This window comes from Luteimonas sp. A501 (assembly GCF_054052085.1).
In genome coordinates, this window is record NZ_JBSVRI010000002.1 from 576,517 (window position 1) to 590,061 (window position 13,545).

The 13,545-nt window shown below is 70.6% G+C and carries 12 protein-coding genes; 7 read left to right on the forward strand and 5 right to left on the reverse strand.

Going from position 1 to position 13,545, the window contains the following annotated elements:
• Positions 1-2 precede the first annotated feature (2 nt).
• Positions 3-1,403, reverse strand: a complete 1,401-nt coding sequence (asnS, locus tag ACW7G5_RS09135) for an asparagine--tRNA ligase (protein ID WP_457003783.1) — start codon at positions 1,401-1,403, stop codon at positions 3-5.
• A gap of 93 nt (positions 1,404-1,496) precedes the next feature.
• On the opposite strand from asnS, the gene ACW7G5_RS09140 reads away from it, so the two are divergent.
• The 7 genes from ACW7G5_RS09140 (at position 1,497) to ACW7G5_RS09170 (ending at position 7,200) form a co-directional block, all read left to right on the forward strand.
• A complete protein-coding gene (locus ACW7G5_RS09140) occupies positions 1,497-1,838 on the forward strand; it encodes a HesB/IscA family protein (RefSeq protein ID WP_457003785.1) in 342 nt (113 codons plus the stop codon).
• A gap of 577 nt (positions 1,839-2,415) precedes the next feature.
• Positions 2,416-2,868: a 30S ribosomal protein S6 gene (gene rpsF, locus ACW7G5_RS09145; protein ID WP_457003787.1), complete on the forward strand. Its 453-nt coding sequence runs from the start codon at positions 2,416-2,418 to the stop codon at positions 2,866-2,868.
• An 11-nt stretch (positions 2,869-2,879) separates the two neighbouring features.
• The gene (gene rpsR, locus ACW7G5_RS09150) at positions 2,880-3,110 is read left to right on the forward strand and encodes a 30S ribosomal protein S18 (RefSeq protein WP_343254345.1); all 231 of its coding nucleotides are present in this window, start codon (positions 2,880-2,882) and stop codon (positions 3,108-3,110) included.
• A 98-nt stretch (positions 3,111-3,208) separates the two neighbouring features.
• Positions 3,209-3,661 (forward strand): 50S ribosomal protein L9, encoded by a 453-nt coding sequence (gene rplI, locus ACW7G5_RS09155; RefSeq protein ID WP_457003789.1) that lies wholly within the window; start codon positions 3,209-3,211, stop codon positions 3,659-3,661.
• A gap of 205 nt (positions 3,662-3,866) precedes the next feature.
• Positions 3,867-5,282, forward strand: a complete 1,416-nt coding sequence (locus tag ACW7G5_RS09160) for a replicative DNA helicase (RefSeq protein WP_457003791.1) — start codon at positions 3,867-3,869, stop codon at positions 5,280-5,282.
• A gap of 6 nt (positions 5,283-5,288) precedes the next feature.
• On the forward strand, positions 5,289-6,431 hold the full coding sequence (gene alr / locus ACW7G5_RS09165; RefSeq protein WP_457003792.1) for an alanine racemase: 1,143 nt from the start codon (positions 5,289-5,291) through the stop codon (positions 6,429-6,431).
• A gap of 91 nt (positions 6,432-6,522) precedes the next feature.
• Complete coding sequence (locus ACW7G5_RS09170; RefSeq protein WP_457003794.1) at positions 6,523-7,200, forward strand: OmpA family protein; 678 nt, start codon at positions 6,523-6,525, stop codon at positions 7,198-7,200.
• A 108-nt stretch (positions 7,201-7,308) separates the two neighbouring features.
• Here ACW7G5_RS09170 and ACW7G5_RS09175 read toward each other — a convergent pair whose 3' ends face one another.
• From ACW7G5_RS09175 to ACW7G5_RS09190, 4 genes are read right to left on the reverse strand one after another with little or no spacing between them, the layout of a single operon-like run.
• A complete protein-coding gene (locus tag ACW7G5_RS09175) occupies positions 7,309-9,150 on the reverse strand; it encodes a carboxypeptidase regulatory-like domain-containing protein (RefSeq protein WP_457003795.1) in 1,842 nt (613 codons plus the stop codon).
• Complete coding sequence (locus tag ACW7G5_RS09180) at positions 9,147-11,441, reverse strand: hypothetical protein (RefSeq protein ID WP_457003796.1); 2,295 nt, start codon at positions 11,439-11,441, stop codon at positions 9,147-9,149. Before ACW7G5_RS09180 ends, ACW7G5_RS09175 begins: the two co-directional genes overlap by 4 nt.
• A complete protein-coding gene (locus ACW7G5_RS09185; RefSeq protein ID WP_457003797.1) occupies positions 11,438-12,640 on the reverse strand; it encodes a BatA domain-containing protein in 1,203 nt (400 codons plus the stop codon). The genes ACW7G5_RS09180 and ACW7G5_RS09185 overlap by 4 nt, the downstream gene beginning before the upstream one ends.
• Positions 12,637-13,542, reverse strand: coding sequence for a DUF58 domain-containing protein (locus ACW7G5_RS09190; RefSeq protein WP_457003799.1), 906 nt, complete (start codon positions 13,540-13,542; stop codon positions 12,637-12,639). Before ACW7G5_RS09190 ends, ACW7G5_RS09185 begins: the two co-directional genes overlap by 4 nt.
• Positions 13,543-13,545: the final 3 nt, after the last annotated feature.

Consider the following 13,545-nt stretch of genomic DNA (forward strand, 5'->3'; position numbering starts at 1 on the left):
CCTCAGTACTCCGCGGTGCCGGGCGCGCGCGGGTAGGGGATCGCGTCGCGGATGTTGGACAGGCCGCAGACGTAGACCACCAGGCGCTCGAAGCCGAGGCCGAAGCCGGCGTGCGGCACGGTGCCGTAGCGGCGGAAGTCGCGGTACCAGTCGTACAGCTCACGGTCGAGGCCGAACTGGTCCATGCGCGCGTCGAGCACGTCCAGGCGCTCCTCGCGCTGCGAGCCGCCGATGATCTCGCCGATGCCCGGCGCCAGCACGTCCAGCGCGGCGACGGTTTTCCCGTCGTCGTTGAGGCGCATGTAGAAGGCCTTGATGTGCTCGGGGTAGTTGGTGACCACCACCGGGCGGCCGACGTGTTGCTCGGTCAGCCAGCGTTCGTGCTCGGTCTGCAGGTCCAGGCCCCATTCGACCGGGAAGTCGAACTTGTGGCCGGACTTCTGCAAGAGGGTGATCGCGTCGCCGTATTCGATGCGTTCGAACGGCGCGTTGACGAAACCCTCCAGGCGCGTGATCGCGTCCTTCTGCACGCGCTCGGCAATGAAGGCCATGTCGTCGCCGCGTTCGTCGAGCACGGCGCGGAACAGGTACTTCAGGAACTCTTCGGAGATGCGCGCGGTGTCGTCGAGGTCGGCGAAGGCGATCTCCGGCTCGATCATCCAGAACTCGGCCAGGTGGCGGGTGGTGTGGCTGTTCTCGGCGCGGAAGGTCGGGCCGAATGTGTAGACCTTGCTCATCGCCAGGGCGAAGGCTTCGACGTTGAGCTGGCCGGAGACGGTAAGGAAGGTCTCCTTGCCGAAGAAGTCGCGGCTGAAGTCGACCGCGCCGTCCTTGCCGCGCGGCAGGTTGGCCATGTCCAGGGTGGACACGCGGAACATCTGCCCGGCGCCTTCGGCGTCGGAGGTGGTGATGATCGGGGTGTTGACCCAGAAATAGCCGTTCTCGTGGAAGTAGCGGTGCGCGGCCTGCGCCAGGCAGTGGCGGATCCGGGTGACGGCGCCGAACAGGTTGGTGCGCGGGCGCAGGTGGGCGACTTCGCGCAGGAATTCCAGCGAGTGCGCCTTGGGCTGGATCGGATAGGTTTCCGGGTCGTCCACCCAGCCGACCACTTCGATCGCGGTGGCCTGGATCTCGAAGCCCTGGCCCTGCCCCTGGGAGGGCACCAGGACGCCGGTCGCGATGACCGCGCAGCCGGCGGTCAGGCGCTTCACTTCGTCCTCGTAGTTGGGCAGCGCGCTGGGCGCGACCACCTGCACGGGGGCGAAGCAGGAGCCGTCGCTGACGTTGACGAAGCTCAGGCCTGCCTTGGAGTCCCTGCGGGTGCGCACCCAGCCGCGGACCGTGACTTCGCCGCCGGCGGGCAGTTTGCCCGAGAGCGCATGTTCGACGCTGACCACCGTCATGCCTTGAATCCTTGGGGAGGGGACCGATACTTGTTGTGCAGTTTACCGGACGCATCCCGGGCGTACCTGCCCCTTCGGAGTACAATCGACGCCATGGCCATCACTCTTGCTCCCGCCGCCCTTGAACGCGTGAAGGGCTATCTCGCTTCGGCACCCGACGCCCTCGGGCTGCGCTTCGGCGTGCGCCGCACGGGCTGCTCCGGCTGGGGCTATGCGGTCGACCTGGCGCGCGATGAACAGGCCGGGGATACGGTGTTCGAGCAGGACGGGGTGCGCATCTTTGTCGATGCCGACAGCCTGGAGCTGGTCGACGGGACGCAGATGGACTTCCTGAAGCAGGGCCTGAACGAGCAGTTCACGTTCAGCAACCCGAAGGCGGCTGCGGCATGTGGCTGTGGCGAGAGCTTTACTACGGACGCTGACAAGGCGGCCTGACGCAGTTGGGAAGCGGTCTCAGGCGCAGCCGCAGTGTTTGATCGTAGTCCGCGGGGGCGGAGGATGGGCGGGTACTCCGCCGGCGTCGCGGTGGAGCTGCCCTTGGTTGCCGGCGGAATACCCGCCCACCCTCCGCTGCCAGCGCTGAGGTGAATCGGTGGAAGAGCCAAGAGCGCAGCGCCTTTTCGACGTTTCCACGGCGGGGAGCAGCGAGAAGAGCGCAGCGCTTTTGCTTTTTTGGCGACTCGCGGCCAAGCGCCGCGAGGCGGCTGGGGGGTGCGTAGTGGGCATAAAGGCCCGCGCAGCGGGACAGCCCACGGAGTACCCACCAGTCGCCGTATCGCGCGCCTCCAGGAGCCGGTCCAAATGTCCCCGTCGAAAGGGTGGATGGGGATGGTGGTAGGGCGGGTCGCGCCTGTAGCTGCTCCTACAGAGTTGCCGAGGGCTCGTGGCAGTGCCATACTGTTCGGCTCCCGTTTTGCGGGAGACCCTTGCCCCACGGCGTCCGCCTGGACCGTCCCGGGGGCTATCCGGGCCCGCGGCATGCCGCGCGGCCGATATCCACAAGGAACAACACATGCGTCACTACGAAATCGTGTTCCTGGTCCATCCGGACCAGAGCGAGCAGGTGCCGGCCATGGTCGAGCGCTACAAGACCCTGATCGAAGGTGCCGAAGGCAAGATCCATCGCCTCGAGGACTGGGGCCGCCGCCAGTTGGCGTATCCGATCGACAACCTGGTCAAGGCCCACTACGTGATGCTCAACATCGAGGTCGGCCAGTCCGTGCTCGACGAGCTGATCGAAGGCTTCCGCTTCAATGACGCCGTCCTGCGCCACCTCGTGGTCCGCCGCGAAGAGGCCGAGACCGAGCAGTCCCTGATCATGAAGAACAAGGACGAGAAGCCGGAGAAGACCGACCGTCCGGAGCGCGGCGAACGCCGTCGCCGTGACGACGAGGGTGAGAGCGAGGGCGAGGGCGAGAAGGAAAAGCCCGCCGCCGAGCCTGCCGACAACTCCGAAGCCGACTGAGGATCACGCACATGTCCAAATTCTTCCGCCGCCGCAAGTTCTGCAAGTTCACCGCCGAGGGTGTCAAGGAGATCGATTACAAGGATCTCAACACCCTGCGCCAGAACGTGACCGAGAACGGCAAGATCGTCCCCAGCCGCATCACCGGCACCAAGGCGAAGTACCAGCGCCAGCTCGCCACCGCCGTCAAGCGCGCGCGCTTCCTGGCCCTGATCCCGTACACCGACAACCACAACATCTGATCCCGAGGCCGCCCGTCATGGGCGGCCCGGCCACCGTCCGTTCGGACAGCACCGGTTGCGGCGCGCCTGCGCGCCGCTAACGAATACGGAGATACCCCATGGATCTGATCCTTCTCGAGAAGGTCATCAACCTCGGCAACCTTGGCGACAAGGTCAGCGTGAAGCCGGGCTACGGCCGCAACTTCCTGATGCCGCAGGGCAAGGCCGTGCCGGCCACCGCCGCCAACATGGCCGGGTTCGAGGCGCGCCGCGCCGAGTACGAGGCCAAGGCCGCAGGCCAGCTGGACGACGCCAACAAGCGCCTGGCCGCGCTCGAGGACGCCAGCGTCACGATCTACGCCAACGCCTCCACCGAGGGCAAGCTGTACGGTTCGGTCGGCCCGCGCGATATCGCCGAGGCGCTGACCAAGGCCGGCACGCCGGTCAACAAGTCCGAGGTGGTGATGGGCGAGGGTGCGTTCCGCACCATCGGCGAGTTCGAGGTCATCGTGCACCTGCACGCCGACGTCGAGACCACCGTCAAGGTGGTGATCGAGCCTGAAGCCAACTGATACGGCCTCACCGCCGGAATCACGCGACGGGCGCCGAAGGGCGCCCGTCGTCGTTTCAGGGTGCCTGCGGTCTCGCCTGCTGCGATGCCCACCGGTTATCCACAGGGTTGTCTGCAACGCTTCGGGCGCGGAGGCGACTACGATGTCAGTCCGATACAGAACAAGGGGCCGCACTGATGGCCCCCGCAGGGGAGTCCCGATACCGATGAGCGCACGAGCCGGCTTCCAGCCGAAGGACCGGGACTTCCAGGGTCGCGGCGAAGCCCGGATCGAGCAGTTGCGCGTGCCGCCGCAGTCGGTCGAAGCCGAGCAGGCGGTGCTCGGTGGCCTGATGCTGTCGCCCGAGGCCTACGACCGCGTCGGCGACCAGCTTGTCGAGGATGACTTCTACCGTCGCGACCACCAGCTGATCTTCCGCGCCATCAAGGAGCTCGCCGATCGCAGCCGGCCCTTCGACGCGGTGACGCTGGGCGAGTGGTTCGAGTCCCAGGGCCATTCGGAGCTCGTCGCCGGTGGCGCCTACCTGGTCGAGCTCGCCACCACCACGCCGTCCGCCGCCAACATCGTCGCCTATGCCGAGATCGTGCGCGACAAGGCCGTGCTGCGGCAGCTGATCGAGGTCGGCACGGAAATCGTCAACGACGGGTTCCAGCCCGAAGGCCGCGAGAGCGCGGAGCTGCTGGCCAAGGCCGAGCAGGAAGTGTTCGCCATCGCCGAAGCCGGCAATCGCGGCCGCAGCGACTTCACCGCGGTCAACCAGGCCATGGCCGAGGCCTTCGACGTCCTGCAGACGCGCTATGCCAACGGCGGCGGCATCACCGGCCTGCCCACCGGCTACGTGGAGTTCGACGAGATGACCGCCGGCCTGCAGCCGACCGACCTCCTGATCCTCGCGGCGCGCCCGGCCATGGGCAAGACCACGCTGGCGCTCAACATCGCCGAGTACGCGGCGATGAAGACCAAGAAGCCGGTCGCGGTGTTCTCGATGGAAATGTCGGCCAGCCAGCTTGCGCTGCGCCTGATTTCGTCGGTGGGTCGGGTCAACGCCACCCGCCTGCGCACCGGCCAGCTCGAGGACGAGGACTGGAGCCGTATTTCCAGCGCGATCCGGCTGCTGAAGGAAACCAGGATCTTCATCGACGACACCCCGGCGCTGTCGCCCGACGTGCTGCGCGCCAAGGCGCGGCGGCTCAAGCGCGAGCACGGCCTGGGCCTGATCGTGATCGACTACCTGCAGCTGATGGCGGTGCCCGGCAACAAGGAGAACCGCGCCACCGAGATCTCGGAAATCTCGCGCTCGCTCAAGGGGCTGGCGAAGGAGCTCAACGTTCCGGTGCTGGCGCTGTCGCAGCTCAACCGCTCGCTGGAAACGCGTACCGACAAACGCCCGGTGATGGCCGACCTGCGCGAGTCCGGCGCGATCGAACAGGACGCCGACGTGATCGTCTTCATCTACCGCGACGACTACTACAACAAGGAAAACTCGCCGGACAAGGGCCTGGCCGAAGTGATCATCGGCAAGCAGCGCAACGGCCCCACGGGGTCGGTGAAGCTGAAGTTCTTCGGCGAATACACCCGCTTCGACAACCTTTCCCACGATTCGGTCGGCAGCTTCGAGTAGCCGCGCGTGAGCCTGCACGCGGCCGAGCGCCCGACGCGGATCCTGGTCGACCTCGACCGCATCGCCAGCAACCTGCAGGCGATCCGCGCCCACGCCGGCGTGCCGGTGATGGCCATCGTCAAGGCCAACGCCTACGGCCACGGCCTGGTTCCTGTGGCGCGGCACCTGCAGGAACAGGGCGTGGAGCAGCTCGGCGTCGCGTTCCCGGAAGAGGGCATCGCGCTGCGCCGCGCGGGCATCACCGTGCCGATCCTGGTGCTGGGCGGGATCTTCGGCCCGCAGGTTGCGCAGTACATCGCCCACGACCTGGCCATCACGGTGTCGTCGCTGGAGAAGCTGCGCCAGGTCGAGGCCGCCGCTGAGGCGCTGGGGCGTCGCGCGACGGTGCACCTCAAGGTCGATACCGGCATGGAGCGCGTCGGGGTGCACGCCTGGAGCGCCGGGCCCTTCATCCAGGCCGCGGTGGCCTCGCAGTGGATCGGACTGGCCGGGATCTACTCGCATCTCGCCAGCTCGGATGAACCCGATTCGCCGATGACCGCACTGCAACTGGCACGTTTCGACGAGGCCTGCGCGCACTTCGCGCGCATCGGTGCGCCGACGCCGCCGCGACACATCGCCAACTCCGGCGGCATCCTCCATTTCCCGGAAACGCGGCTCGACATGGTGCGCCCCGGAATCCTGCTGTACGGCGTGCTGCCGGGCGCCGGCGCCCGTCCCGCCGTGCCGGTCGAGCCTGCGATGTCCCTGGTTTCGCGGGTGGTGTACTTCAAGGTGGTCCGGGCAGGCCACACGGTGAGCTACGGCGCAACCTGGGCGCCCGGCGACGACACGCGCGTGGTGACGGTACCCATCGGCTACGGCGATGGCTTCCCGCGGGCGCTTTCGTCCCGCGGCCGGGTGCTGATAGGCGGCCGGCGATATCCGATCGTGGGGCGGGTGTGCATGGATCAGTTCATGGTCGATATCGGCCAGGACAGCGCCTGGAACGAGGACGAGGTGGTGCTGCTCGGGCGCCAGGGTGATGCAGAGCTGCGCGTGGAAGGGGTGGCCGAAGCTGCCGGGATGATTCCCTACGAAATCCTGGTCGGACTCAACGACCGCATACCGCGCGTCTATCGCGGCGCCGGCTATACGAAAACTGAATAGGCTTAGGGCCATCACTCCGCCGGGACGCGGACGCGGGTAGCTTGGCCGCGTTCACTTATCCGGGCGCCGAGCGCCCATACAGGAGCCTCCCATGCGCAATTCGCCCCGAATCCTGCTTGTCAGTCTTGCCACCAGCGCAGTCATGCTCACCAGCTGCGCGACCTACACGGGCCAGACCAGCGATCCGAACGATCCGAACAGGACCCGCACGGGTGCCCTGGTCGGCGCGGGCATCGGTGCGGTTGCCGGTTTGCTGAGCGGTTCCGACGCCACCGAGCGCCGCCAGCGCGCCCTGGTCGGTGCCGGCGTCGGTGGATTGGCCGGTGGTGCCGTGGGCGTCTACCAGGACCGACAGGAGGCCGAGCTGCGTCGCCAGACCGCAGGCACGGGCATCGTCGTCGACCGCGAGGGCGACGTGATCAAGCTCAACCTGCCCGACGGCGTGACCTTCGATTTCAACAAGACCGAACTGAAGCCGCAGTTCTACCCGGCGCTCAACAACGTCGCCGCGACGCTTGCCGACTACAACCAGACCATCGTCGAGGTCGCCGGCCATACCGACAACGTCGGCGGTGACGCGGTCAACCAGCGCATCTCCGAGCAGCGTGCGAACTCGGTGGGCAACTACCTGATCGGGCAGGGCCTGCAGCGCGAGCGCTTCGAGATCGTGGGCTTCGGCAAGACCATGCCGATCGCCGACAACTCGACCGAGCAGGGCCGCGCGCAGAATCGCCGCGTCGAGATCCGCGTGGTGCCGCTGCGGGGCTGATCTCCGGATCCATCACCCAGGCAAACGAAGGGCCGCAGCGATGCGGCCCTTTTTTTTGCGTTGTCCGGCCACGCCGACGTGGCGCTGGCCTCCACCAATCCGGCGCATTCAAGAATGCGGACGCCGGCGTGCGGCACGCTCCAGCCACCACAGCGCTGCGGCGGCCAGCAGCCAGGCCAGGAACCAGGGCCAGCGCGGGCCGGCGTCGGTGAACGGCGTGGGCCTGTCTCCGGCGCCGACGTCCGGGGGCGGAGCGGTCACGGCCAGGCGCAGCGTGGCGTCCCGCCGCGTTCGCGCAGCGAGGCCCGGCAGTGCATCGGACGCGTGCACGTACAGCATGGGTGCGGCCTCGCCTTGGCCCGCGCGGTGCCAGCCGCTGTCGCGCGGCCATACCGCGGCGCAGCCGGCGGCAAGGGGATCGGCCTGCGGATGCAGGCGGCTGCCATCCGGGGCGACCAGGTCGGAACCGGGCGCGAAGTCGCAGAGCGTGGCACGCCGGCCGGCGCGAGCGATGCCGTCGAAGCGCGGCGCCCTGGCGGCGCCGGCGCGGGCGAGCGTGGCCGTCGCTTCGCTCCACAGGCGGGCGTGTCGCCGGCCGTGCCCGGTGAGCACGAGGCGGAAGCTCTGGTCGAGGTTCCAGATCGCGATCCGGCCGCGTCCCGACGGGCGCCAGTGCGCAAGCGACGTGCCGGAGGCGTCGTCGAGCAGGGACACCGAGCCGTCGGCGAGGATCGGATGCGGCTGGCGTGCGAGCGGAGGGGGGGCTTCGTTCGTGGCGTCGCTGGCGGGTAGGGGACTGGCCGCGGTAGCGGTAGTGGTGGCATCGGCCGTGGACGCATCGCCTGCCTCCAGGAACACATTGGCATCCAGCGCGGGATCAACCGGTCCGAGCGTGAAGCCGAGTTGGCGCAGGGCATCGCGCGTGGCGGCGTCGGGCGCGGCGCTGATGCGAAGCATCAGGCCCAGGCCTTGCCCGACCGCGGCAAGCAGGGCGCGGCGCGCGGGTGCTCCCAGGCCGTTCCAGCCGCGCTCGTCGACGATGACCAGGTCGAAGTCCGACAGGCTGTCCGGGTCGAAGGCGGGCGGCGGGTCGCCCAGGGCTACGCCGCCGCCCAGTGCCATGCGGCTGTGCAGGGACAGGCCGGCGTCACTGGCCCAGCGCCGCAGGTATTTCAACTCCGGACTGGGTGCGCCCGAGAGCAGCAGCAGGCGTGCGCCGTCGCCAGGGCGCGGGTCGACGGGAATTTCGGCTTCGGCTTCGACCTCGCCCTCGAGCCGCAGCCTGTAGATGGCGGGGCCGGATGCCCGTACGGGCGCCAGCAGCCGGAAGCGGCCCTCGTCGTCCGGTGTGGCGCGGTCCTGGACGGTGCCGGCGGGGTCGAGCAGTTCCACGCGGCGCGCTGCCGCATCCTGCACGCGGCCGGCGACGCGCAGCACGCCTCCGCTGGCCACGCGCGCCGGCGCATGCAGTTCGACGAGGCCCGGCGGCAGCGGTGGCGGGTCGAACGTGACCGGCAGGCCCTGCGTGGCCTCGCGATCGCGCGCTTCCAGTCCGCTCCCCAGGACGTGCAGGCGATCCGCCTGCGGATGCAGGCGCAGCGCCGTGGCGAGGTCGGGCACGCGCCGCGCCACCGCGGCGTCGATCGCATCGCTGCCTGCTTCGGGCAGGGCGACGAGGAGGGCGCCATCACGCGCCGCTTGGCGCGCCTGCGCCGCGTCCGTCCCGGCGGTCATGAGCACCAGGCTCGCCTGTCCGATCGGGCGCGCGGGCGGCAGCAGGGTTGCATACAGCAGCGCTGCGCAGGCGCACTGCAGGAGCAGGATGGCGGCGAGATGCCCGGCGCCGGGTCGCAGCTGCGTGGGCAGGTGGCGCCAGCGCAGGGCGCGGCGCAGCGAGCCGGCCACTGCCGCCAGTGCCAGCACCAGCGCGATGGTCGTGGCGAGGCTCATTCGCCGTCTTCCCCGTGCAGCGCATCCAGATAGGCCTTGCCGACGGCATCGGGACCGCGGCGCTGGAGCGGCGCCGCCGTCGGTGGCCGGGTCAGCGGCCAGAGCAGGGCGCGGAGGCGTTGACGGCAATCGTCGCAGGCGGGGTCGCGCTGCACGGCATCGACCGCGGCCATCACCGCCAGCGGATCGCTGCCCTGCTCGCCGTTGGCGGCCAGCCAGGCCGACAGCGCGCCCAGGTCGATGCTGGCCTCGCCAGGCGGCGTGGCGAGGGCGCGCCAGAGCCTGGTGGGCAGGTCTTCGTCCAGGCGGGCGGGCGCCAGCGGGGCGCGCCGACTGGCGATGCCCGCGCGATCGCCCGAGAGCCGCCGGCCGAAGTCGACCGGCGGCAGTCCGGTGCCGGTACGTGCGAGATGGATGCGGTCGGTCTGCTGGATCTCCTTGACCAGGACCAGGGCGCGGTTCGCAGGCGGCAGCGCGTCGCGCGGGCGTGCCTGGCGCAGGGCGAGTTCGGACTGCCACATCTCGCCCAGCGCGCGGCGCAGCAGGGCGCGCGTCTTCGGGTCGAGCAGGGTCGCGGCCTCGGGGATGTCGTGGACGTGGCCGAATTCCTCGAGCACGTCGCCGGCCTCGCCGAATCCGCTGCGGCCGGGTTCGCCCGGTGGAGGGGCATCGCCGGAGGCATGGTCGTGTCCGTCGCCCGTCGCCGCGGGTCCGCCATGCCCGCTGTCGCTGTCGTCGCCGTGTTCGCGGGCCTCGTCCCGGGCGGCGGACACCATCTCGCGCCATGCGTCGGCCTCGTCCTCGGCGTCGCTGGTCGGCAGCAGGATCGGCGGTGGCGGCAGGTCGTCGGCATCGACCTGTCCGCGGGAAGGCAGCGTCGGGGCGCCCTCGCTTTCCTCGCCCAGGAACTGTCCGTAGCGCAGCCGCAGCAGGCGCTGGTCCACCGCGATCGCATCCGAGCGCGCGCCGAAGGCCTCGTCCTGCAGCCGCGGGCGCTCGGCGATCAGGGCCTCGGCATCGATGATGATCCGGCGCTGGCTGGCGAAGTAGGCGGGCAACACCTTCTGCAGCACGCCATCCATGCCGCTGTCCCCGCGCGCCTGCGGCGGCGGCCAGCGGAGGATGTGGCTGGCACTGCGCGCGGACTGCGCGCGCCCGGGGCGATTGTCGTGCACGACGAAGTACACGATCAGGTCATCGCCTTCGGCGAGGCCGAGCGCATCGAGATCAAGCTGCTCCGAAAACCGCCGGCCGTGCCGGTCGCCGCGCCCGCTGAGCTGGCGGACGTCGTCGCGGAACCGGATGTTCTCGCCGCTGCCTTCGGTCATGGTGAGGTGCATCGTGGCGCTGGCGGCAAGTCCGTGGTCGTCCCCGGCTTCGAAGGCCAGCGTCCAGCGTCGCTGTCCTGGCGTGCGCAGGCTGAGGGTCTGTGCCGGTGCGGTGACCCGGATCGATGGCGGGAGGTCGCGGATCACGTCGATGCGGTGCAGGACCTCGTCACGCCAGGGCCGGGCAGCGCTGGCGACGATGCGATAGAGGCCGGGCTGCCCGGCGACGTCTTCGGCGCGCCAGTGCTCGCCATCGCGTTCGAGCGCGATCCGCCGGCCGTCGACGAACTCCAGCGCCACCGCGTCGGGCGGAGTGTTGAAGCGCAGCGTCCAGGCCAGCGTCGTGCCCTCGGGGACCTTCGCGTCCAGGACTGCTTCCTCACGCGCGGGCAGGCGGGTATAGGCGGGCGGGGTGATGCCGAGGCGGTGTTCGAGCAGTTCGATCGCGACCGGCGTGGCGGCCGTGGCGGTGCGGGTGCTGCCCGTGCCTGGCGAAGTGCCGGGGGACGATGCGGCCGGCCACAGCAGGATGGCTGCGATCAGCAGGGCGGCGGTCGCGGCGCTGGCCAGGATGCGGGCCAGCGGCCAGGGTGCGCGGACGCCGGCGGCCTCGGCGGAAGGCAGTCGCTGCAGGATGCGATCGCGCTGCAGCCGCGCCAGCGGCGGCAGGCGTGACCCATCGACGGCGAGCAGGGCGCTGCTGTCTTCGAGCCGTGGATGGCGGGCGTCGAGATGGCGCTGCAGCCAGCCGTGATCGAGCGCCCGGGAAGACCACCGGGCCAGCGCCAAGACGAGGAGCAGGGCGGCAAACGCGATGCCCACGATCAGCGCCGGGCGTCCATCGCCGAGGCGCCAGGCGATGACGGTCGCGACGGCCACCCAGGGCAGGGCGGGTGCCAGCGTGGCCGCGAACCGGCGACGCCGCGCGGCGCGCAGCAGCTGCCCGAAGGCGTCGCTGCTCATGCCCCGCGCTCCCGGCGCGGTCCCGCCGCGAGCCAGCGCTCGAACAGGAACAGCAGGCCGATGGCCAGCGCCAGCCAGGGTGAAAGCTCGCGCAGCGCCTGCGGCCAGGGGCCGACATCCGCCGGCAGCGGCGCATGTTCGGCGGCGAGCACGCGCGAGGGCGCGGGCGGCGGCTCGATGGCGACGCGGAGCCGGTGCGGGAAGTCGGCGTCCAGCAGGATCGGGAGCGCCTCGGGGGCCAGCGGTCGCGTCCACTGCAGGGCGCGACCGCTGCCGAGCGCGGCCGCGCGCAGCAGCGGTCGGCCCTGTTCGTCTTCCCACAAAGACGCGGCGTCTTCCAGCGCCGGCAGCCGCGTGTCGTGGGCGAGCAGCGCAGTGCCGCCGGCCTCGATCCATGCAATCGCTTCCGGTGGCAGCGCCCCCGGCGTGAGCCACGCGCGCACGTCCAGGCCGTCGCCGCCGAGAGTTGCCCGCCAGGCGGCAGCCACGGCTTGCAGGTAGCGCGCGGCGGTGCCGTTCCCGGCGTCTTCGACGAGGAGCCGCGGTGCGGGCGATGCCGGGGCGCCTCCCTCCCGGGCGACGGGCGACGACGCGCCGGCCGCGGGAATCACGCGCCAGTCCACCGGACGCGACAGCCGCGGACGATCGGCATCGACGCCGTCCAGCACGGGTGGCACCAGCACGACCAGCGGGGCACCGGTTGCCATGTGCATGTCGAGTTGGCGCAGCAGGCTGATGGTCATCCGGGCGTCGGTTGGTGGCGGAGCTTCGTCCAGCGATGGGAAGCCCGGGGCCAACCAGCGGCGCTGGATGTCCGTGGAACCACCATCGTCGTTGCTGCCGTGATCGCCGCCCGCATCCGCTGCAGCAGCTTCCGCACTGGAATACGCGGCGTCGCGAAGCGAGTCCGCGCCAACGCCCGGCGCCGCGACGATCCACGGCGTTCCGCCGCCCGCAAGCGGCAGCACCGGCCGCGCCATCAGCAGGGCCAGCAGAACGATGAGCAGCAGCCGCAGGATGAGCAGCAGGCGCTCCTCGAAGCGCAGCCGCTGGCGCGGCCGCAGTCGTGCCGTGAGCCAGCGCAGCGCTGCGAAGTCGACCGGCTGCTGCTCTTCCCGCCGCGCCAGGTGCAGCAGCAGCGGCACGGCGAGCGCGACCAGTGCGGCAAGGCCGGCGGGCAGGAGCAGGGCCGGACTCACGCTGCCCCGCCTCCGGCACCGGCGCCGCCGTCGAACAGGCGCCGCAGCGGCAGGTCGAGCGGTTCGTCGAGCATGTATTCCACCTGGCGGATGCCGGCGGCGGCCAGGTGCGCGGCCTGCTCGCGCCGTGCGGCGCCAAAGCGCTGCAGGAAGTCCGCGCGCATGGCGCCGCCGTCACCGCGGAGTTCCGTGCCGGCCTCGACGTCGCGGAAGACGTGTCCGCGTTCGAAGGGGAAGTCGCGCTCCTCGACGGTCAGGAGGCGGATCGCAAGGACCTCGCGCTGCGCCGCCGCCAGGCGCCCGGCCAGCGCCAGCGCCTGCGCATCGAAGCCGTCGGTCAGCAGCAGCACCAGATCCCGTGGGGCGATGCGTCCGTGCAGCGGCGCAAGCGCGCCCGTGGCCGGCCAGCTGCCATCGGCCTGCAGGCGATCGAGTGCGAGCAGGCAGCGGTCGCGGTGTCGCGCTCCGCCCGAGGCCGCCTGCATCGCCAACCCGTCGCCGTTCACCATGGCCAGTCCGAAGCGGTCGCCCTGGCGCAGCGCGATGTCCATGGTCGCGGCGGCGAGTCCACGGGCGGCATCCAGCCTTGACCAGTCGGGACGCGCACGATCGGCCTGCGCCATCGACGCGCTGGCATCGACGAGGATCCAGATCGCCAACGGGCTGTCGCGCTCGGCTTCGCGCACGAACCAGCGGTCGGAGCGCGCGTAGAGTTTCCAGTCGACCTGGCGCGGCTCGTCGCCGGGCTCGTAGGCGCGGTACTGGGCGAACTCGATGCCGGCGCCGCGGCTGCGGCTGGCGTGCAGGCCGAAGCCGCGGTCGCCCTGGGCCCGTCGCGGGGTGATCGCGATCCGCCGCAGGCGCGCGCGGACATCGGCCGGCAGGAAACCGGGCGTGGACATCGC